At 70.7% G+C, this 19,917-nt stretch carries 19 protein-coding genes; 7 read left to right on the top strand and 12 right to left on the bottom strand.

Going from position 1 to position 19,917, the window contains the following annotated elements; all coding sequences use genetic code 11:
• Positions 1-9: 9 nt before the first annotated feature.
• The 3 genes from ABFX55_RS35295 to ABFX55_RS35285 are packed head-to-tail and all read right to left on the bottom strand — an operon-like array spanning position 10 to position 3,182.
• Positions 10-1,509: a hypothetical protein gene (locus ABFX55_RS35295; protein WP_346127121.1), complete on the bottom strand. Its 1,500-nt coding sequence runs from the start codon at positions 1,507-1,509 to the stop codon at positions 10-12.
• A 3-nt stretch (positions 1,510-1,512) separates the two neighbouring features.
• Positions 1,513-2,322, bottom strand: coding sequence for a carbohydrate ABC transporter permease (locus tag ABFX55_RS35290; RefSeq protein ID WP_346127120.1), 810 nt, complete (start codon positions 2,320-2,322; stop codon positions 1,513-1,515).
• Positions 2,319-3,182: a carbohydrate ABC transporter permease gene (locus ABFX55_RS35285; protein ID WP_346127118.1), complete on the bottom strand. Its 864-nt coding sequence runs from the start codon at positions 3,180-3,182 to the stop codon at positions 2,319-2,321. Before ABFX55_RS35285 ends, ABFX55_RS35290 begins: the two co-directional genes overlap by 4 nt.
• Before the next feature lie 216 nt (positions 3,183-3,398).
• Here ABFX55_RS35285 and ABFX55_RS35280 point away from each other — a divergent pair, with 216 nt between their 5' ends.
• Genes ABFX55_RS35280 through ABFX55_RS35255 form a run of 6 tightly spaced genes read left to right on the top strand, consistent with a single transcriptional unit; the run spans position 3,399 to position 10,096 of the window.
• The gene (locus ABFX55_RS35280; RefSeq protein ID WP_346131356.1) at positions 3,399-4,682 is read left to right on the top strand and encodes an ABC transporter substrate-binding protein; all 1,284 of its coding nucleotides are present in this window, start codon (positions 3,399-3,401) and stop codon (positions 4,680-4,682) included.
• Positions 4,672-5,664, top strand: coding sequence for a Gfo/Idh/MocA family protein (locus ABFX55_RS35275; RefSeq protein WP_379479009.1), 993 nt, complete (start codon positions 4,672-4,674; stop codon positions 5,662-5,664). Before ABFX55_RS35280 ends, ABFX55_RS35275 begins: the two co-directional genes overlap by 11 nt.
• The gene (locus ABFX55_RS35270) at positions 5,664-7,247 is read left to right on the top strand and encodes a heparinase II/III domain-containing protein (RefSeq protein ID WP_346127114.1); all 1,584 of its coding nucleotides are present in this window, start codon (positions 5,664-5,666) and stop codon (positions 7,245-7,247) included. The genes ABFX55_RS35275 and ABFX55_RS35270 overlap by 1 nt, the downstream gene beginning before the upstream one ends.
• Entirely contained in the window at positions 7,231-7,974 is a 744-nt protein-coding gene (locus ABFX55_RS35265) for an amidohydrolase family protein (protein WP_346127113.1), read from the top strand. The genes ABFX55_RS35270 and ABFX55_RS35265 overlap by 17 nt, the downstream gene beginning before the upstream one ends.
• The gene (locus ABFX55_RS35260) at positions 7,971-8,777 is read left to right on the top strand and encodes an amidohydrolase family protein (protein WP_346127111.1); all 807 of its coding nucleotides are present in this window, start codon (positions 7,971-7,973) and stop codon (positions 8,775-8,777) included. Before ABFX55_RS35265 ends, ABFX55_RS35260 begins: the two co-directional genes overlap by 4 nt.
• An 8-nt stretch (positions 8,778-8,785) precedes the next feature.
• Complete coding sequence (locus ABFX55_RS35255; protein ID WP_183652517.1) at positions 8,786-10,096, top strand: GTP cyclohydrolase IIa; 1,311 nt, start codon at positions 8,786-8,788, stop codon at positions 10,094-10,096.
• Between the two features lie 12 nt (positions 10,097-10,108).
• On the opposite strand, the gene ABFX55_RS35250 is transcribed toward ABFX55_RS35255, so the two are convergent.
• From ABFX55_RS35250 to ABFX55_RS35230, 5 genes are read right to left on the bottom strand one after another with little or no spacing between them, the layout of a single operon-like run.
• On the bottom strand, positions 10,109-11,161 hold the full coding sequence (locus tag ABFX55_RS35250) for a hypothetical protein (RefSeq protein WP_346127109.1): 1,053 nt from the start codon (positions 11,159-11,161) through the stop codon (positions 10,109-10,111).
• Positions 11,151-11,510, bottom strand: coding sequence for a hypothetical protein (locus tag ABFX55_RS35245; RefSeq protein ID WP_346127107.1), 360 nt, complete (start codon positions 11,508-11,510; stop codon positions 11,151-11,153). Before ABFX55_RS35245 ends, ABFX55_RS35250 begins: the two co-directional genes overlap by 11 nt.
• Before the next feature lie 8 nt (positions 11,511-11,518).
• Positions 11,519-12,406 carry an N-acetylglucosamine kinase gene (locus tag ABFX55_RS35240; RefSeq protein WP_346127106.1) on the bottom strand — a complete coding sequence of 296 codons (888 nt, stop codon included), beginning with the start codon at positions 12,404-12,406 and terminating at the stop codon, positions 11,519-11,521.
• A gap of 53 nt (positions 12,407-12,459) precedes the next feature.
• Complete coding sequence (locus ABFX55_RS35235; RefSeq protein WP_346127105.1) at positions 12,460-13,545, bottom strand: helix-turn-helix domain-containing protein; 1,086 nt, start codon at positions 13,543-13,545, stop codon at positions 12,460-12,462.
• Between the two features lie 9 nt (positions 13,546-13,554).
• The gene (locus ABFX55_RS35230) at positions 13,555-14,397 is read right to left on the bottom strand and encodes a fumarylacetoacetate hydrolase family protein (RefSeq protein ID WP_346127103.1); all 843 of its coding nucleotides are present in this window, start codon (positions 14,395-14,397) and stop codon (positions 13,555-13,557) included.
• A 115-nt stretch (positions 14,398-14,512) separates the two neighbouring features.
• Here ABFX55_RS35230 and ABFX55_RS35225 point away from each other — a divergent pair, with 115 nt between their 5' ends.
• Positions 14,513-15,808, top strand: coding sequence for an aspartate aminotransferase family protein (locus ABFX55_RS35225; protein ID WP_346127102.1), 1,296 nt, complete (start codon positions 14,513-14,515; stop codon positions 15,806-15,808).
• Here ABFX55_RS35225 and ABFX55_RS35220 read toward each other — a convergent pair.
• From ABFX55_RS35220 to murA, 4 genes are all read right to left on the bottom strand, one after another.
• Positions 15,716-16,684, bottom strand: coding sequence for an EamA family transporter (locus tag ABFX55_RS35220; protein WP_346127100.1), 969 nt, complete (start codon positions 16,682-16,684; stop codon positions 15,716-15,718). The two genes, ABFX55_RS35225 and ABFX55_RS35220, sit on opposite strands and share 93 nt — an antisense overlap.
• A gap of 35 nt (positions 16,685-16,719) precedes the next feature.
• Positions 16,720-17,067, bottom strand: coding sequence for a VOC family protein (locus tag ABFX55_RS35215; protein WP_346127098.1), 348 nt, complete (start codon positions 17,065-17,067; stop codon positions 16,720-16,722).
• A 76-nt stretch (positions 17,068-17,143) separates the two neighbouring features.
• Positions 17,144-18,433: a transcriptional regulator gene (locus ABFX55_RS35210; protein WP_183652498.1), complete on the bottom strand. Its 1,290-nt coding sequence runs from the start codon at positions 18,431-18,433 to the stop codon at positions 17,144-17,146.
• Positions 18,434-18,603: 170 nt separating this feature from the next.
• Positions 18,604-19,866, bottom strand: a complete 1,263-nt coding sequence (murA, locus tag ABFX55_RS35205) for a UDP-N-acetylglucosamine 1-carboxyvinyltransferase (protein ID WP_346127097.1) — start codon at positions 19,864-19,866, stop codon at positions 18,604-18,606.
• Positions 19,867-19,917: the final 51 nt, after the last annotated feature.

Here is a 19,917-nt window from a genome sequence, read left to right as displayed (position 1 = left end):
TCCGGGGGGCTAGGAGCGCCTGGCGAACCAGTTGAGGTAGGCGACGCAGAGCAGGGTGGAGCCCATCTGCGACTCGACGGCGTGGTCGTCGTAGACCTGCCGCGCGTGGGTGAAGAGGGCGGGCTCCCACGGGGCGACCGGCATGAACCTGGGCGCCTGGAGGTACTGCCCCGCGGGGGCGAGCCCGCCGCCGCCGTCGACGTAGAGGAAGGTCGTGGCCACGCCGTTGTCGGTGGTGGCCAGGTTCCTGGTGTAGGTCCGGGCGAGGCGGACCATGTCGTGCCCTCGGAAGGCCAGGCCCCAGCGGTGCGCGACGGCGGCGAACTCCACGTCGATGCCCGCGTGGCTGAGGTCTTCGCGCTGCTGCGCGCCGACGGGCGGCCTGCCGTACGACGGGGTCCATGCGGAGACGTCGTCGGCCTGCGTGTAGCCGGTGTACATCTTCCCGAACGTGGGCCAGTACGGCCAGACGTAGGCGTCGTCGGCGTCGGCCGTCAGGTCGCGCGCGAAGGCGGCGGCCAGGCGCCTGGTGCGGTCGCGATAGATCTGCTCGCCCGTCGCCGCGGCCAGTTCGGCGTAGGTCAGGCCCAGGCCGAGCGTCTGGTTGTGGGGCTGCTCGGTGCCGTCGTAGGGGACGGGCATGTGCTTGGGCCAGACGAAGTAGCCCCCGTCCATCCATTCGCGCTCGTGAACGGCGACCGCCTGCCTGACGGCGGCGAGATACTCGGCGGCCTTGGCCCGGTAGCGGGGGTCGGCGCGCAGGCGGGGGCTGTGGTGGACGAGCCTGACGAAGGAGGCCATCGGGTAGGTGATCATGCCGGTGTGCACGGAGAAGAGCGCGGGCGCGGCGGCCAGCTGGAAGGTGCCGGGTGCAGGGGCCGAGCCGCCCGAGAGGTCCTTGACGGTCACCATGTTCGGCGAGGGGTAGGCGGCGAGGACGCGCCGCACGGCGTAGTCGGGGCTGGTCTGGTCCATCGTCAGGTCGGTGAAGGTGGAGACCCGCTTCTTCCTGGGGTTGTTCACCACGAGGGTGAAGCGGCCCTCGGCGCTGCCCGCCGTGACGGTCGCCACGGCGTCGCTGACGTTGGTGAGGGCGCTGCGCACCTCCAGCACCGGCCGTCCCTCCGCGCCGAGCAGGGTCACGCCGCCCGCCGAGTAGCTGGTGTTGCGCCAGGACGGCAGTGACAGGCCGCGGTAGTCGCTCACCCCTCGCACCGAGTCGCGGCCGGCGAGCACCAGGTCGATGTTGGTGATGAGCCTGTCGAGGTAGTGGGTGTCCTTGTAGGCCTCGTACATCCTGACGAAGGCGGCCAGCACGTACGACTGGCCCCAGCCCAGCGCGCCCAGCTCGTTGGTGTGGGTGGGCTGGCCGGTGGCCCCGCTGTCGTGGAAGGCCCTGTCGAACAGGTCGAAGGTCTCGCGTGAGGTGTAGTCGTAGCCTGCCGCGCCGGTGAAGCCGAGCGCGCCCATGGCCAGTGCGCCCCAACCGAACTGCCGTCGAGTCAACATCGGTCAACCTTTCACTGCGCCTCGCATGCCTTCGAGGACGTGGCGTTGCATGATCATGAAAACGACGACCACCGGGATGATCGAGATGATCGTTCCTGCGGCGAGCGTGCGGACGTCGGTGCCGGTGATCCCCGCCAGGTAGGCGATCCCGAGCGCGATCGGGTACTTCGCCGAGTCCTTCAGCACCACCAGGGGCCAGATGAAGCTGTTCCAGACGGAGATGAAGCCGAAGATGCCGAGGATCGCCAGCGTCGGCCTGGCGGCAGGCAGCATGACGTGCCAGAAGATGCGCAGCTCGTGACAGCCGTCGGTGCGGGCTGCGTCCACGATCTCGCGCGGCACCCCGGCGAAGGTCTGGCGGAGCAGGAAGATCCCGAAGGCTGACAGGAGTCCGGGAAGGATCACTCCCGCGAACGTGTCGGCCATCCCGAGCTGCGAGACCACGAGGAAGCGGGGGATCAGCATGACCTCGCCAGGCAGGAACATCGTCGACAGGATCGCCAGGAAGATGAGGTTCCTGCCGCGGAAGCGCAGCCGCGCCAGCGGGTAGGCGCACAGCGCGGAGACCAGGACGTAGAGCGGCACCATCGCGCCGACGTAGATGACCGAGTTGAGCAGGTAGCGCGGGTAGGGGATCGCCGTCCAGGCCTCCTTCACCCAGTCCAGCACCGGAGGGCGGGGGATGATGTCGGGAGGGAAGGAGAAGACGGCCTGGCCGGACGGCTTCAGCCCCGCCGACAGCAGGATCAGGAACGGGCCGACGAAGACCAGCGCGATCGCGGTCAGCAGGACGTACATGCCCGCGCGTCTCATGATCTCCCCTTGGTGATGCGGTAGTTGAGCATCGCCATCGCGATCATCACGACCCACAGCACGAGTCCGACCGCGCTGGCGTAGCCCATGTCGTAGTGCTCGAACCCCGCCGACCAGATGTAGTAGCCGAGCGTCAGCGTCGCGTCCTGCGGACCGCCTCTGGTCATCACGTAGACCGAGGTGAAGGCCTGCATGGCGTCGAGCATCTCCATCGTGATCGCGACCGCGATGTAGGGGATCATGAGCGGCACCGTGATGCGCCACAGCCGCTGCCACGCCGACGCGCCGTCGACCCTGGCCGCCTCGTAGAGCGAGCTGTCGATCGTCTGCAGGCCGGCCAGATAGATCATCATGTAGAAGCCCATGCTCTTCCAGCCCTCGACCAGGATGAGCGCGGGCAGCGCCCAGAACGGGTCGAGCAGGTACTGGATGGGCTGGTCGAGCAGTCCTGCTCCGGTGAGGATCCAGTTGAGCACGCCCTGCTGGTGGAAGACGTACTCCCAGGCCACCGCCACCGCGACCATCGAGGTCACCACCGGCAGGTAGTAGAGCATCCTGAACGTCCTGATCCCCGGCAGCTTCTGGTTCACCAGGACGGCCAGCAGCAGCGGCGCCACCACCAGCAGGGGGAAGAGCCCGATCAGGAACAGCACGGAGTTGAGCGTCGCGGTCCAGAACGTGGAGTCGCCGACCATCTTGACGAAGTTGTCCAGGCCCACGAACTCGGGCGGGGACACCACGTCGTACTCCATGAAGGAGAGCTGGATCGCGGTCAGGGCAGGCCAGACGAAGAACACCCCGAACAGCGCCAGCGCGGGCAGCGCGAACAGGTAGGGGGTGTACCACCGCTGTCCTGGCATATGAGTCCTAAAGTCCGTATAACGGCGGCCGGAATTTTGTGCAGCGTAAGCGCGGGTCGGGAAAGCCGTCAACACCTTCTTTGGTGGAGCCCCAGCCCAACAGTGGTCGCATCCGATCGGTGAGGAGGGCGGGTGGGATTGACGGCCGGCTTGCGCGGTGTCATTCTGCCGAAAGTTGCCGTTGAGGGCGGCCATAATCTCAGGAGGTGCTCCGTGATGGCCAGAGGGGTCTTCATGGCGGGCGCGCTCGCGCTGTCCCTGCTCGTCACCGGCTGTGTGGCGGGAACGTCGTCCGAGGGCGCCGCGGTCGCCGACGACCAGCCCTTCGAGGGCGAGGTCGAGTTCTGGACGATCAATCTGAAGAAGAACTACAGCGACTTCATCACCGGCCTCATCGACGACTACCGCAAGCAGCACCCGAAGGTCACGGTCAACTGGGTCGACGTGCCGGGCCAGGAGAGCGCCACCAAGCTGCTGGCCGCCGTGGCCAGCGGCGACGTCCCCGACGCTGTCAACATCTCCTCCCTCGACCTGGGCAGGTTCGCTCCCTCGCTCAGCCCGCTCGAGGACTACTTCAAGCCCGCCGACCTGGCCGACTTCCAGCCCAACCTGGTCGAGCCGCTGCGCATCGACGGCAAGCTCCACGCCGTGCCCTGGTACAACGGCGGCGCCCCCGTCGCCATGTACCGCAAGTCGGTGCTCGAGAAGGCGGGAGCCGACCTCGGCAAGCCGCCGACCAGCTACGACGAGGCGCTCGCCCTGGCCGACTCGGTCCAGGACAAGACCGAGGTCTACGGCATGAACTCGATCCCCGACCACAACGCGCTGCGCTACTACGGGATCAAGCTGCTGTCCGACGACAAGAAGAGCGCGGCGTTCAACACCCCCGAGGCCGTCGCGATCCTGGAGAAGTTCAAGAAGAGCTACGACGCCAAGGGCATCGCGCCGGGCGCCGTCTCCAAGGACATCCGCAACCTGCCGCAGACGCTCGAGAACGGCCAGATCGCCTTCAAGGCCACGGCCAACGCCGCCGAGCTGCTCAACATCCAGAAGAACGCGCCCGAGGTGTACGAGGACCTGGTCGTGACCCCGCCGGTCAGGATGAGCACGGGCGGCTTCCTGCTCCTGGCCCAGCAGGCCTTCTCCATCCCCAAGGCCTCCAAGCACAAGAAGGCCGCCGCCGAGTTCATCAAGTTCTTCACCAACGGCGCCAACCAGCTGGCCTTCTGCAAGATCGTGCCGATCTACCCCTCGACCGTCTCCTCCACCAAGGACCCGTTCTTCTCCGGCAGAGACGGCGACGACCCGATGTCCGTCGCGCGAAGCGTGATCGTGAAGGGCCTGCCCGAACTGGAGTACACCCCGATCGGCACCGCCAAGGACTCCGAGCTGGGCGAGCTCCTCTCCGAGGAGGTCAGGGCCTATCTCACGGGAACCAAGAGCGCCAAGGAGGCGCTCGACACAGCAGAGAAGCGATGGAATGACGCACTTGCCTCCTAAGCTCAGGGTCGGGATCGTGGGCGCGGGGATCATGGGCCGCGGCCACGCCGAGGTCCTCTCCGCCCACCCCGACGTCGAGATCACCGCGGTCTCCAGGCGACCCCTGGAACACGCGGAGTCCGCGACCGTCCACGCCGACTACCGCGACCTGCTCGCCTCGGGCACGGTCGACGCCGTCTCGATCACCACCCCCGACCACCTGCACGCCGACGTGATGGTGGCAGCGGCGCGGGCCGGCGTGCACATCCTGGTCGAGAAGCCGTTCACCACGACCGTGGAGGACGCCGACCGCGCGGTGGCCGCGATCAGGCAGGCGGGGGTGGTCGCCATGTGCCTGTTCAACCACCGCTGGGTGCCCGCCTACGCGCAGGCCAAGGAGCAGATGGCGCTGGTCGGCGAGCCCGTCGTCGGCTACGCCCGCAAGGACGACACCATCCACGTGCCCACCGAGATGATCGGCTGGGCCGACAGGACCACCAGCGCCTGGTTCCTCTCCAGCCACGACATCGACCTGGTCACCTGGCTCTACGACGATCACGTGGTCGAGGTCTTCGCCACCGCGAGGTACGGCAAGCTGCGCGGCATGGGCATCGACACACCCGACGCGATGCAGATTCAGGCCCGTTTCAGCAGGGGAGCGGTCTCCACCTTCGAGTCGGCGTGGATCTACCCCAACACCTTCCCGACCATGGTCGACAGCTACGTCACGGTCGTCGGCGAGGACGGGGTGATCCAGCTCGACCGCCAGAAGGAGAACATCCAGCTGGCCACCTCGAAGTCCTACGCCTACCCGCGCAACATGCTCCAGCGCGTCGTCCACGGGGTGCCGGCGGGCGCCTACCGCGACGCCATCCACCACTTCGTCGACTGCGTGCGCACCGGGGCCGAGCCGTTGATCAGCGTGGAGAGCTCGCGCCACGTCACCGCCGTGCTCGCCGCCGCGCACGAGTCGGCCCGCACGGGAGCGCCGGTGAAGCTCTGATGTCCTCCTCGATATCGGTGGAGAAGGCCCCGCACGTGCATCCCACGCGGATGCGGCACATCCCCGACGACGACCTCTTCGCCGCGCTGGGCGGCGACGGCAGGGCGTGGCGCCGGCGGACGCCCTTCCCCGCGGGGCTGCCCTCGGAGGGGGCCGACGCGCTGCTCGGCGCCGAGGTGGACTTCCTCGACAAGGGTCACGGCCGCTCGCGCCTGTACGGCTTCCACTACCTGCGCTGGATGACCCCGCTGGTCGCCGCCTACGCCGAGAGCGGCGACCAGCGCTACGCCGACGAGTGGGAGCGCCTGTTCCGCCAGTGGTACGCCGGCCGCGACCTCGTCGAGGGTGACTGGCCCGGCCTCGACGTGGTCTGGTACTCCCTCGGCGTGTGCGCCAGGTCGATGTACGTCACGCAGGCGCTGGCCGTCCTCGGTGAGGCGGTCGGCGAGGAGTGCTGGAAGGAGATGATGAAGACCGTCCTGGGCGGAGCCCGCTGGGCCGCCGAGGAGCACGACGAGTTCAGGCACGGCAACTGGCAGTTCGCCACCGTCTGCGAGCTGCTCCACACCGCGAGGGTCTTCGAGGAGCTGCCGGAGGCCGAGGGCTGGGCGGAGATCGCGAAGGCCCGCATCCACGAGCACCTGGAGCGCGACGTGCGCGCCGACGGCGGGCACCACGAGCGCTCGCCCGGCTACCACGGCATGTGCCTCGACGCACTCAAGCGGGCCGCCGCCATGGAGCCCGAGCTGGCCGCCCACCCGCGCTACCTGGCCATGCACGACTGGTTCGCGGCCCTCATGACCTCGGGCGGCTGGGTGCCGCACCTGCAGGACAGCGGCATCGTGTGGCCCGAGGGCGTCGAACCGGCCAAGGGTTCGCTCAACCTGGAGGCCAGCGGCTACGCGGTCTTCCGTTCGGACACCTTCCACACCGTGATCAACTACGGCCCGTACGTCGGCCACGAGCTCGAGCCGCACAGCCACCACGCCGCGCTCGACTTCGTGATCTCAGGATGGGGTGTGCCGCTGGCATGGGAGGCGGGCGGCCCGCCGTCCTACGACGACCCCGGCTACTACGACTGGTACCAGGCGACCAGGGCGCACAACACGCTGCTCGTGCCCGGCCACGACTACACCGAGGACCGCAGGGCCGCCTGCGACCTGTTCAGGACCACCCGCGAGCTGGACGTCTTCAAGGGGCACCACCACGGCTACCCCTCCCGCCACGACAGGACGGTCGTCTTCGTCCGCGACCAGGGCTACTGGGTGATCACCGACCGGATCGAGGCGGAGGCGATCTGGCAGGTGCACGGCCTGTCCCCCTGGGTACGGCACGGCGACGGCTACATCAGCGAGCGCGGCCCCGGGCTCCTCGTGGTGCCCCTGGAGCCACCGGAGCAGGTCGTGCTCGGGAACGGTCCCGCCAGGATCCCCGACCCCGTGACCAGGACGGCGGAGTACGGCGAGATCCACTCGCTGGGCCTGCGCCGCCGCGACGGCAGGTTCACCGTCGGGCTCTTCCCCTTCACCGACGAACCTCCCACGATCCCCGACGGATGGACGGTCCATGCTGATCGACGCTGACGCGATGCTCGGCCGCTACCCGCGCAGGGACGTCGGCGAGGGCTCGGTCGCCGAGACGCTGGCCAGGATGGACCGCTTCGGCATCGAGGAGGCCGTGGTGAGCCACACCCTGTCCTGGCTGCACGACCCGCACACCGGCAACCTCAGGCTGCTCGACCTGGTCGTGGGGGAGCCGAGGCTGCGTCCCTGCTGGGTGCTGCTGCCCGACACCTGCGGCGAGACGGGCTCGCCTGCCGAGTTCACGGCCGCCGCGCTGGAGGCGGGGGTCGGCGCCGTGCGCGCCTACCCCGCCGACCACGGCTACGACCTGGCGGGCCGCGACGCCGCCTCGATGCTCCATGCCCTCGCGGAGGCGCAGCTGCCGTTGCTGCTCGACGCGGCGCAGGTCGGCTGGCCGTCCATCGAGGCGATCGCGCGGACCCATCCCGAGCTGCCCGTCGTGGTCGGAGGGCTCGGTTACCGCGTGCTCAGGCAGGCGGCGGGCGTGCTGGCCCGCACCGCCAACGTCCACCTGGGACTGGCCAACCTCTCCTCCCACTGCGGCCTCGAATGGCTCGTCGAGCGCTACGGCGCGCACCGCGTGGTCTTCGGCACCGGCGCGCCCGTCAGGGACCCGGCCGAGTCGGTGACCAGGCTGCTGTGGTCGGAGCTCGACGACCGGTCCGTGGCCGCCATCGGGGCCGGCAACCTGCGCAGCCTCCTGCGCGAGGAAGCGAGGGCGGCGTGAACGCCCTGGCGACGGCGGTGTGGAAGCGCGAGCCGCAAAGGGCCCTGCGGATCGTGGACGCGCACGCGCACGCGGGGCCGTACAGCCTGTTCTTCATCCCCGACGCGGGGAGGGACGGGCTGGTGAGGGTGATGGACAGGTGCGGGGTGTCGCACGCCGTCATCTCCAGCCACCTGGCGATCCAGCTCGACGCGGCCGAGGGCAACGCGCAGACGGCCGAGATCGTCGCGCAGGCGGCGGACAGGTTCACCGGGTACCTGACCGTCAACCCCTGGCAGGACCCCGCGGGCGAGCTCGACAAGTGGGGGCGCGATCCGCGCTTCGGCGGGATCAAGCTCCATCCCGACCTGCACGACTACCCGCTCACGGGCAGGCGGTACGCCCCGGTGTGGGAGTTCGCGCAGCGGACGGGGTGTCCGGTGCTGACGCACACCTACGACGGCTCGCCGTACAACGACCTGCCGATGGTGGACGAGGTGGCCGCGCGCCACCCCGGGGTGGTGATCCTGGCGGGGCACGCGGGGGCCACGCCGCTCGGCTTCGACGCCGCCATCGAGGTGGCGCAGCGGCGACCCGGCGTGGTGCTGGAGGTGTGCGGTTCCTTCAACACCGGCGCCGACATCGCCACAATGGTGAGAGAGGTGGGCGCCGACCGGGTGGTCTACGGCTCCGACTTTCCCTTCATCGACCTGCGGATGTCGCTGGGACGGGTAATCTTCAGTGGCCTCCCTGAGGAGGATCGGGCGGCGGTGCTCGGGGGAACGATGACCCGCCTGCTTCAGTGGCGATCCGGACTGGGGTGATCACGATCATGGATCGGTTGCGTTCAGAGGCGCGGTCCAGGGTGGCGATCGGGGTCGTGGGGCCGAGCGATCTGGTCGAGGAGATCATGATGATCGGCGCCGACCTGCCGGGCGCCGCCGACTGGCGCCTGGTCGGCGCCCCGCACGCCGGAGAGCACGAGACCTACGAGAAATTCTCCAGGATCGCCGACAGCATCGACGTCGTGCTGTTCACAGGACCGCTCCAGCACGACCTGGCCAGGCAGGCGGGCGAGCTGCCCGTCCCCGCCACCCACGTGCCGATGAGCGGCGCCAGCCTCTACGCCAGCCTGCTGCGCGGCGTGCTCACCCAGGGCATCGACCCGGCCAGGGTGAGCATCGACTCGCTGCCCGCGGCGGACGTCGACGAGGCCTACGGCGAGATCGGGGTGAGCACCGAGGGCGTGCATCTGTCGGAGTACGACCAGCCCGAGTCCGCCCGCGGGTTCGCCGCCTTCCACGAGCAGCTCTACCGCCAGGGCGCCACCACCGCGGCGCTGACCACGATCAGGAGCGTGGCGGGGAAGCTGGCCGCCGAGGGCGTCCCCGTGCTGCGCATGCTGCCCACCTCCCACACGCTGCGGCTGGCGCTCAACACCGCCGCGCTGCTCGGCACGGGCAGCAGGCTGGAGGAGTCGCAGATCGCGATCGTGGTGGTCGAGCTGGCCGCCTCGGCCAGGCCCACCTACTCGGGTCCTGGCAACTACTGGCAGCAGGAGCTCAAGCTGTCGCTGCACCAGTCGCTGCTGGCCGACGCGCGGCTCATGGGGGCCACGGTGACGGCACGCGACGAGAACAGCTACGTCGTGACCGCGACCGTTGGCGCGCTCGCGCAGGCCACGGACGGCTTCAGGGTCGCGCCGTTCATGGACAGGATCAGGGCGGACGCTGGCGTGGCGGTCGAGGTCGGCATCGGGCTCGGCACCACCGCGCGCGACGCCGACTCCAACGCGATGGTCGCGGTGGAGAAGGCGCGGGGGGTGGGCGCGGCCGCCGCCTACCTGGTGGGCGGCGACGGGGTCGTGCTGTCGCTGCCGCTGCGCCAGCGCAGGCGGGTCGAGAGCGAGCCCGTGGTCGCCACCAAGGCGGCAAAACTGCTCGAACGGCTGGTCGAGGCGCTGGGTGACGGGCCGCTCGTCGTGGACGCCGAGACGGTGGCCGAGGTGCTGGAGATCGCGCCTCGCAGCGCGCGCCGGGTGCTGCAGAGCCTGGCGGAGGAGGGGCTGGCCTGGCCGATGCCCCCGGTGAAGGGCACCCAGGCAGGACGGCCCCGCCAGCCGTACCGGCTGGTGAAGGGGTGACGGGCACCGCCGTCAGGTCCGGGGGCCGCTCTCGGCCAGCAGGCGGAGCGCCGTCGCGGCGAGCAGTTCGGCGCTTCCCTCTGCCACCTGGCTGGCCAGCACCTCGTACTCGGTCCTGCGGTAGGCGTCGGCGGCCGGCAGGTAGCCGGGATAGCCGTTGACGTAGCCGAGCACCACGGTGGGGCACGGCGCCGCTTCGGCGATCTGGTCGGCGACGGCCAGGAACGGCTCGCCTGGCAACCCCACGAGGGCGAGCCCGCCGACCCTGACGACCCCCACCTCGGCGTCGATCGCGCCCGCCCCGGCCGCGGGCGTGTGACGCGCCCGGAGTCCTTCCACCCGGCTGCGCGCCAGCCTGGCGGAGACCGGGTCACCCACGGCCTCGGCCCTCTCCAGATCCGCGGCGAGCGACTCCGCGTCGGCCGCCACGGCGGCGCGTTCGAGCGCGATCCGCCGCCTGGCGGTGTCGATCCGCGACCCCGCGGCCCACACCCGCCCTCCATCCGCGCGCCCCGCCCCTTCACCGCCCCGCCCAGGGCCGCCTGAGTCGGCCCCGCCTGAGTCGGCCCCGCCGTAGTCGGCCCCGCCTGAGTCGGCCCCGCCCGAGCCGAGCCCGCCCGAGCCGAGCCCGCCCGAGTCGGCCCCGCCCGGGTCAGCCCCGCCCGCCTCGGCCAGGGCCGCGTCGGTCAGCAGGTCGAGGCAGCGGTCGGCGACGACCGCTCCCAGCCGGTCCAGCTCCGCGGCGTCCTGCCCACGCCTGGTGTGCCTGGTGCTGATGTCGCCCGCCGCCCCCGTGGCGACCACCACCCACACGCCAGGCCCCAGCCGCTCCCTCAGCGCTCTCCGCACGGCGCCCGCCAGATCCGCGCTGACCAGCAGGTTGGCGGCGGGCAGCACGGTCGGGTGGACGGGCAGCACCACCACGACCCCCGCCATCCCTCCGTCGAGGACCGCGATGACGTCCAGCGGCACCACCGCCTCGGCCTCCGGCCTGCTGCGGTCGGCCCCGACCCCTCGCAGGTCGCCGCGGAGGGCCACGCCCTCGCTCGGCCGCTCACTGTCCACAGCCCTGTGGACGGCGGTGCGAACCGCCTCGGCGACCAGGTCGAGCCACGGCTCGGGGGGTGGGCCCGCCCCCCGGCACGCATCCCGTCTCCGGCCCCGCGTGCGTGTGGGTGGCGGCCAGCCACAGCTCGCACCCTGCCGCCCGTCTGGCCCGCTCGGCCAGGTCGTCGTTGACGCAGACAAGATCCGCGACGGCCAGCGCGAAGCGGCGCTCCCCGTCGGACCAGGTGACGGCGCTGACCTCGAGCGGATCGAGCGTCCCCGCCGACGGACCCTGCCTGTCGAGGTAGCCGCCCATCGGCATGCCCTCGGGCACGGTCAGTCCGGCGCTGCCGTATCCCACGCTCATCGCCCGGCTCATCGGGTCACCGTCCTGATCATCGAGTCGTAGACGCCGGGGTCGTCGGCGGCGGCCAGCAGGGCGGCCCCGGCCAGGCTGTCCCCCGCGGGCCGCCGGAGGCGCGCCAGAGGCAGGCGCGCGGCCAGCTCGGCCCCGAACGCGGCCCGCAGCCGGGAGTCCCGCAGCAGCCTGCCGGTCCAGGCGACAGGCACCACCTGCCCGTCCTCAGAGAAGCAGCGGGCGGCGGCGGTCACCGTGGAGGCCAGCTCGCGGCCCGCCTCCGAGACGATGGCCCGCGCCGTGGCGTCGCGCTCGGCCAGCTCGAACACGTGGACGGCGAAGCGCGCGATCCGCGCCACCGCGTCGGGCGACAGGTAGAGCAGGCCCGGCAGCTCCGCCAGATCGCCCCAGACCGCCTGGGCGCGCTCGGTGAGCGCTCCGGCCTCGGCCCTGCCGTCGAAGCCCCTGTACGCCGCGTCCAGCCCCTGGCGGCCGATCCAGAACCCGCCGCCCGCGTCGCCGTAGAGGTAGCCCCAGCCGTCCACCTGCCTGACCGTGTCGGCCACGCCCAGCGCGATGGCCCCCGTGCCCGCGGCGAGCACCACGCCCCTGCCTCCCGCGAAGGCGCCCGCGTGCGAGGTGACCACGTCGGTGGTGATCATCACGCGCTCGGCCATGGCGAGCAGGCCGTCGGCGAGCGCGTCGTGGTCGTCCAGGAGCGTGGTCAGGCCCATGCAGATCGTGCCGAGCCCGCTCCATCCGGAGCCGATCCGTTCCAGCACGGCCTTCGCCGGGGAGCCCTCGGCGTACGACAGGCCGGGCGCCTGCCTGATCTCCTCGATGTGGCCGCGCGAGCAGACCGCCAGGCGCAGGCCGGTCTGCCCGCCGTCGATCGCCAGGTCCATCTGGCCTCCCTTGGTCCCGATGAGGTGGTCCTGATGAGGTGAGGTGGTCACGGTCAGGGCCGCAGCCCGGCCCTTCGGTACTCGGTGGGGGAGCAGCCGACGTGCCGCCTGAACGCGCCGCGCAGCGCCTTCGCGCTGGGGTACCCGGTGCGCGCGGCGATCACGTCCACGGGCAGCGCCGTGGTGGTGAGCAGCCGGCGGGCGTGGCGCAGCCGCAGCCCTGTCAGGTGCCGCAGGAAGGTCGTCCGCCGCTCCTCGGCGAACAGGTGCGAGATGTAGAACGGGCTCGCGCACACCGCCTCGGCCACGGTCGACAGCCGAAGCCCCGGATCGGTGTAGTGCTCGGCCAGATACGTCTCCGCCAGTGCCAGGATGTCGGTGCGCGCGGGGGGCGGCATCAGCCGTCCCAGCGTCTCCCTCAGCCAGATGTGCAGGTAGGAGCGTTCGTGGATGTCGCCCACCGTCACGATGTCCTCGATCGGCAGCCGGGCGCAGGCCTCCACCCAGTCGGTCGACCCGTCCGGCAGCCGCGAGCGGTTGACCACGTCCACGACGAACAGAAGCTCACCGACGAGCCAGTTGCGCAGCGTCGCAGGATCGACGTCGCGCTCGCTCGCGCACCTGTCCACCCAGCCGGCCAGCAGCCCCGCCGCGCCGTTGCGGTCACCGGCCCGCACCCGCCTGGTCAGCTCCTCCTCGATCCGCACAGGAGGTGACAGCGCGCCCCGCGCCGCGGAAGCCTCCGAAGAGATCACCCTGTCGCCGCCGAGCACGAGCTTGTAGTCGTTGGCCAGGCGCGCCTCCCTCTCCGCCTCTCTCTGCGCCTCCTCGTGGCCGAGACGGGGGACGCCGAGGCTGACCGTGGCGGTCCATGCCGTCTCCCTGACGATCCTGGCCCGCACCTCCTCGGCCAGCGCCGTCGCCTCCGACATCAGCGCCTCGGGATCGGCCCCGGTCAGCATCACCAGCCACTCCTCGGGCGGCTGCGGCCTGCAGGTCACACCGGGACGGCCGAAGGCCGCGGCGTGCACCGCGCGGTCGGCTCTTCGGAGCTGGCGGCGAGCCCACACCTGCCCCTGGACCTGCGAGGAGGCGACGAAGTCATCGATGTCCACCAGCGCGGCGACGGCATAGCTCATGCCTCCACTTTAGGCGGACCGAAATTTGACCGTATTCACGAGCGTGCCGATTCCTTCGACCGTCGCCCGCATGGTGTCGCCGTCCTTGAGCGGAGCGATCCCCGCGATGGTCCCCGTGGCGATGAGGTCGCCCGGCATCAGCGTCATCCCGTCGGACAGGTCGGCGATGAGCCGCGGAATGCCGAACACCATCTGCTTGGTGTTGGCCCGCTGCCTGACCTCGCCGTCCACCTCCAGCGTCAGCTCCAGCGCCTGCGGATCGGGCACCTCGTCCACGGTGGCCAGGTACGGCCCCGCCGGGGCGAAGGTGTCGAACCCCTTGGACTGGTCCCACGGCACGTTGCGCCCGATGTTGACCAGTTGCAGGTCGCGCGCCGTCATGTCGTTGACGACGGTGTATCCGGCGACCGCCTCCCTCCACCGCTCGGCGGGCAGGTCCCTGGTGACCTTGCCGATGACGACGGCCAGCTCCACCTCGTGCTCCAGGTGGCTGGTCCGCGCGGGGGCGATGACCGGCCGGTTGTGCCCGGTCAGCGCGGACGGCGGCTTGAAGAACAGGACGGGCTCGGGCGGCACCTCCATGCCGCTCTCCTCGGCGTGCGCGACGTAGTTCAGCGCCAGGCAGCAGATCTTCGTGCAGGTGGCCACGGGCGGCTCGAAGACGACGGCCGCCTCGTCGAGCACGGGCCTGCGCGCGGCGACCTCCTCGCTCAGACGGGACAGGCCGTGGGAGTTCAGCAGGGCCACGGGGTCGTCGGTGCCGAGATCGGCCAGGCTGACCAGCCCGCCGTCGCGCAGGGCGACCAGTTCGACGGGGGCGGAGGGGGTGCGCCGGATGCGTCCAAGGAACATGCCAGCAAGCCCACCAGCGGGCGCGAGGAGCCACAAGCACCGAAATTTGCGCTGACGACCCACTTCTTGCCCTCCTGCTTGTCCCCGGGAGACAGGCGGCCCTTTGATGGTCGCCATGACCCGCTCTCTGGACGTCAGCCGCGACCTCTACGCCACCGCCCAGCGCTTCATCGCGGGCGGCGTCTCCAGCGACGCCCGCCGTACCGCAGGCGTGCCCCTCTACGTCGACAGGGCCGCGGGATCGCGCCTGTGGGACGTGGACGGCAACGTCTACCTCGACTACGTCCTGGGCCAGGGGCCCGCGCTGCTCGGCCACTGCCCGCCCGCCGTCGTCGAGGCCGTCACCGCGCAGGTCTCGCGCGGCATCGTCTACTCCGCCCAGCACGCCGCCGAGGCGCGCGTGGCCGAACGCCTGTGCTCGATGGTGCCCTCGGCCGAGCGGGTCCGCTTCAACACCGTGGGCTCGGAGGCCGCGCACGCCGCCTGGCGGCTGGCCAGGGGGCACACGGGGCGGCCGAAGATCCTCAAGTTCGAGGGCCACTACCACGGCTGGCTCGACCCCGTCCTCTACAGCGTCCATCCCTCGCTGGAGGCGGCGGGCCCGGCAGACGCGCCGCTCGCCGTCCCGGGCACCGCCGGCCAGCCGCCCGCCGCCGACCTGGTCGTGGCCCCGTGGAACGACCTGGAGGCGCTCGCCCGTCTCATGGACGACCAGGTCGCCGCCGTGGTCATGGAGCCCGTGCTGTGCAACACCGGCGCCATCGAGCCCGATCCTGGCTATCTGCGGGCCGTACGGGAGTTGTGCGACAGGAACGGCAGCCTGCTGATCTTCGACGAGATCATCACCGGCTTCCGCCTGGCCCCTGGAGGCGCGCAGGAGTACCTCGGCGTCCACCCCGACCTGTCGATCTTCGGCAAGGCCATGGCCGGCGGCATGCAGGTCTCGGCCCTCGCGGGACGCGCCGAGGTGATGGACACCATCTCCACCGGCAAGGTCGCGCACGCGGGCACGTTCAACTCCCAGCCCGTCGGCATCGCCGCGGCGGAGGCCACCCTGCGCATCCTCGACGAGCAGCGGGAGGAGGTCTACGGCACCCTGTACGCCCGTGGCAGGGCGCTCATGGAGGGCCTGAGGGAGGCCGCGGCGAAGGCGGGCGTCCCCTTGCTGGTGGACGGCCCAGGGCCGGTCTTCCAGACGTACTTCACCGAGGAGGAGTCGGTCAGGAACTACCGCGACTTCGCCCGCACCGACAGGGCCAGGATGGCGCTCCTGCACGCAGCGCTGCTCGAGCGCGGCGTCAACATGGTGCCGCGCGGCCTATGGTTCCTGTCCACGGCCCACACCGAGGCGGACGTCGCCGCCACCGTCGAGGTCTTCGCTGACGCGTTGCGGACCCTTCCGCTCGGTTGAGATCACCAGCGCCACGCCGACCAGGATGACCAGCCCGCCGATGAGGATCCGCGGGGTCACCGGCTCGCTCAGCACGAGCGCGCCCAGCGCCACGGCCACCGCGGGGTTCACGTACGCGTAGGTGGACACCAGCGAGATGGGCGCGTTGCCCAGCAGCCACACGAACGAGGTGAACCCCACCAGGGAGCCCACCAGGATCAGGTAGACCAGGCCCACCCACGAGCGCCCCGAGATCTGCGCGAGGTCCAGGTGCTCGCCTGTCGCCGTGCCGAGCAGCAGAAGGCCCACGCCGCCGACCAGCATCTCCACGGTGCTGGCGGCGAACGGGTTGGACGGCATCGACACGCGGCTTGAAAGGAACGACCCCACGGCCCACGACAGCGACCCGAACAGGACCACGATGATGCCGGTGGTCGAGTTCGCGCCGCCGCCGCCCGTCAGGGACAGCGCCGCGACGCCACCGAGCCCCACCAGCACCCCGGCGAGGGTGAGGACCTTGGGCCTGTCCCTGACCGCGAACCTGAACACCACCAGCCAGAGCGGCACGGAGGCGACGAGCAGCGCGGCGAGGCCGGTCGAGATGTGCTGCTCGGCGACCGCCAGAAGCCCGTTGCCGAAGGTCAGCAGCAGCAGGCCGGCGACGGCCGCCCCGACGAACTCCCTGCGCGTCATCCTGAACACCGCCGTGCCCCTCCTGGCCACCAGGAAGGCGCCCAGCAGCACCCCTGCGGCCACGAAGCGCATGGCGCCGCTGTACATCGGCGGAATCGTCTCGACGGCGACGGCGATGCCGAGATACGTCGACCCCCACACCACGTAGACGATCCCCAGCGCTATCCAGACGAGGAGCCGTTTGTCAGTGGCGTTTTGTCCCATAGGTGCTTACCTTAGCCGCACCCGGTTCTCGGGGGTCAGCGGTGGGTCAGCACGTTGACGACCCGCCCGTTCGGGTCGCGGACGAAGAAGCGGCGCACGCCCCATGCCTCGTCGGTGAGCGGGTGGACGATCTCGGCCCCGGTCGCCACCACGGCCGCGTACACCGCGTCCACGTCGGACACCTCGACGCTGAAGTCGGGCTGGACGGCCGCGGAGGCGTCGGGGCCGATGAGCGTCACCTGCGCCGTCGGGTTGTCCGGCGCGGCCATGGTCACCACCCAGCCGAGGTTCATGACCTCCTCGAAGCCGAGCAGGCCGTAGAACGCGCGGCTGTCGTCGATCGCCTCACTGCTGATGTCGGGCACTACCCTGCGGATGCTCATACGTCCATCCTCGCGGGAGCCCGTACCGAAGGGGGTCCGCCGCCCCTGAAAAGGGGAAGGGGGGCGACGGACCGGATCACCTGGACCCCAGCTTCTCCACGATCAACCGGTAGAGCTGTCGTGGACGGCCGGGCTGGGGCGTGCGGTTCGGCGGAAGCGGCCACGCGAGTCCCTCGTCAACCAGCGTGCGCAGCAACCGCCGAGCGGTGCGCGGGGTGACCCCGAGCATCTTCCCCGCGCCCTCGGCGTCGACGACCGTGTCGCCGCCTTCCAGCTTCGCCGCCAGCCTCGCGAGCACCTCGATGCCCTTCGGCTTGAGCGGCGTCGACCCCTGAGGCGGCATCCTGGGCGCTGGGATCAGCGCCCGCCCCTCGCGGTCGACCGCGAACCCCTGCGCCTGCTTGCCCGCCTGCGAGCGGGCCAGCGCGGCGCGCGCGTGGGATTCGGCGTCATGGGTGGTACGGCCCATGCCCACGCCCACCTCGACCGCCAGCCCCAGCTCGTCGCGGATCCTGGCGGCGAAGGGCAGCACCCTGAAGCCGTCCGTCGCCGAGGCGATCGAGCCGCGGGTGGCGGTGACCAGGTAGCTGTGGTCGTCGATGGGCCAGACCGTGGCGTTGATCCTGTTGGCCTCCTGGACCAGCAGGCGGTGCAGTGACAGGCGCAGCTCGTCGCGCCAGTAGCGGGGCGCGGCCCTGCGCACGGGTTCGCGCAGCGTCGGCACCTCCACCAGCACCACGGTCAGCTGCGACTCCTCAAGCCTGTGGTGGGCGCCGAGCAGCGCCGCGGTATGCAGCGCGGTCCGCACGGCGGCCGAGGTCGGCCTGATCCTGACGACGGGGACCCCCGCCGTCTGCAGCCGGTCGGCGACCGCGGGCAGGCACGTGAGTGCCCCCGTGGTCGCCCCCTGTCTCGCCAGCCGTTCGTGGTAGGCCGCGATCGTGCCGGTCGCGCCCGGCTCGTCGCGGCTGTGCACGTCGGTGGCGGGTATCCCCAGATCGGTGTATGCCTCCTCGACGTCGGCGCGGGCGACCACGTCGATGCTCACCCGCTGGGGGTCGAGCCTCGGGTCGATGGCCGCCTTGGCCAGCGCCGCGATCAATGCCGCCCCGCCGAGCTGGACGTACGTCGCCGGCATCGTCAGAACGCCGGAACGCCTCGCCAGATCGTAGGGGACAGGGCTGGCGAAAAGGCATGCGTCAACCCCTGGCCCAAGCCTCGTGACCTTGTCCGCCGCCTCCTGCTCGTCGCGGTAGGCGGCGGCGACGAGGCGGCAGGGCAGGGGCGCCGCGGCGTGGCCCATCAACATGACGCGTTCGACCAAATCGTGAGGTCCGACCACGCCGATCGTGAGGTCCGGTGTCATAGCGCCCGGGCGTGACACTCGGGGAGGCTCTTCGGTCCGCTCGACCAATGTTCGTCCCATCCTGCCGTCCATTGCAGTGCTCTCTTTTGGAACGATCGCTCGCGAGGGCCATAATGTCACGCCCAAATTTTCCAGAAAGTCGTCCTGGAAAGAGTTTAACCAGGTCAGCGCTACGAAACCTCGCGAATAATATCCGCGCCCAACGCCCGCATTCGTTCGGCCAGATGCGCATGGCCGCGGTCGATGAGATAGCCGGACTCGATGACGGTCTCGCCTTCGGCGGCGAGCCCCGCCAGAACGAGAGCGATTCCGGAGCGGAGGTCGTGCGCCGTCACCCTGGTGCCGACGAGCGGGGTGTGGCCGTGGACGGTGGCCGCGTTGTCCTTCACCCGCACATCGGCGCCCATCTTGTTGAGCTCGCCCGCGAGTGCGAAACGGCCGTCGAAGATGCGCTCGTGGATGTAGCTGATGCCGTCGGCGAAGCAGGCCACGGTCATCATCGGCGACTGCAGGTCGGTCGCGAACCCGGGGTAGGTGTCGGTGATGACGTTGATCGGCTTGAGCGGGCTGTTGTGGCAGCGGACGTTGAGCACCGCGCCCTGCGTGCGGAACTCGACGCCCATCTGCTCCAGCTTGTAGCGCACGACGCCCAGGTCGAGGCCGGTGCCGACGAGGCTGAGCTCGCCTCCGGTGATGGCCGCCGCCATGGCGAACACGCCCGCGTCGAGCCTGTCGGGCATCACGGTGTGCTCGACGGCGTGCAGCTCGGTGACGCCCTCGACGGTGATGAAGCCGGTGCCGCCGCCGCGGATCTTCGCGCCCATCTTGGTGAGCATGTCGATCACGTCGAGGACCTCGGGCTCCAGCGCCGCGTTCTCGATCACGGTGATGCCGCTGGCCAGGGACGCGGCCATGATGAGGTTCTCGGTGCCGGTGTGGCTCGGGGTGTCGAGGTACAGCGTCGCGCCGGTCAGGCCGGACGACTTGACGTGGATGACGGTCTCGCTCTCGTCCACGATCGCGCCGAGGCGCTTGTAGCCGAGGTAGTGGAAATCGAGGTTGCGGCTGCCGAGATTGCAGCCGCCGACTCCCTCGACCACGGCCTCGCCCAGCCGGTGGAGCAGGGCGGGCGTGAACAGCACCGAGCCGCGGAAGCGCCTGGCGATCTCGGCGGGCAGCACGGGGCTGGTCAGCCTGGAGGCGTCGATCACCAGCGTGCGTTCGGCCTCGTGCAGCTCCACATGCGCGCCGATGGCCTGCGCGAGTTCGACCGCGCGGCGGACGTCCTCGATGATGGGGACGTTGCGCAGGACCGTACGGCCCTTGGCCGCGAGCAGGGCGGCCCCGATCATGGGCAGCACGGCGTTCTTCGCGCCCTGGATGAACGCGGTTCCACGCAGTGCGTTGCCACCGCGCACGCGGTAACGGACCATTCGCTTCTGCTCTCCTTGGAAGAATGTGTTCGGGACGCGCCCACAGTAGCC

Origin of the sequence: Nonomuraea roseola (assembly GCF_039535395.1) — a bacterium.
GTDB lineage: Bacteria > Actinomycetota > Actinomycetes > Streptosporangiales > Streptosporangiaceae > Nonomuraea > Nonomuraea roseola.
The sequence above is the reverse complement of the archived record's forward strand: the minus strand, read 5'-3'. Positions and strand labels throughout refer to the sequence as shown.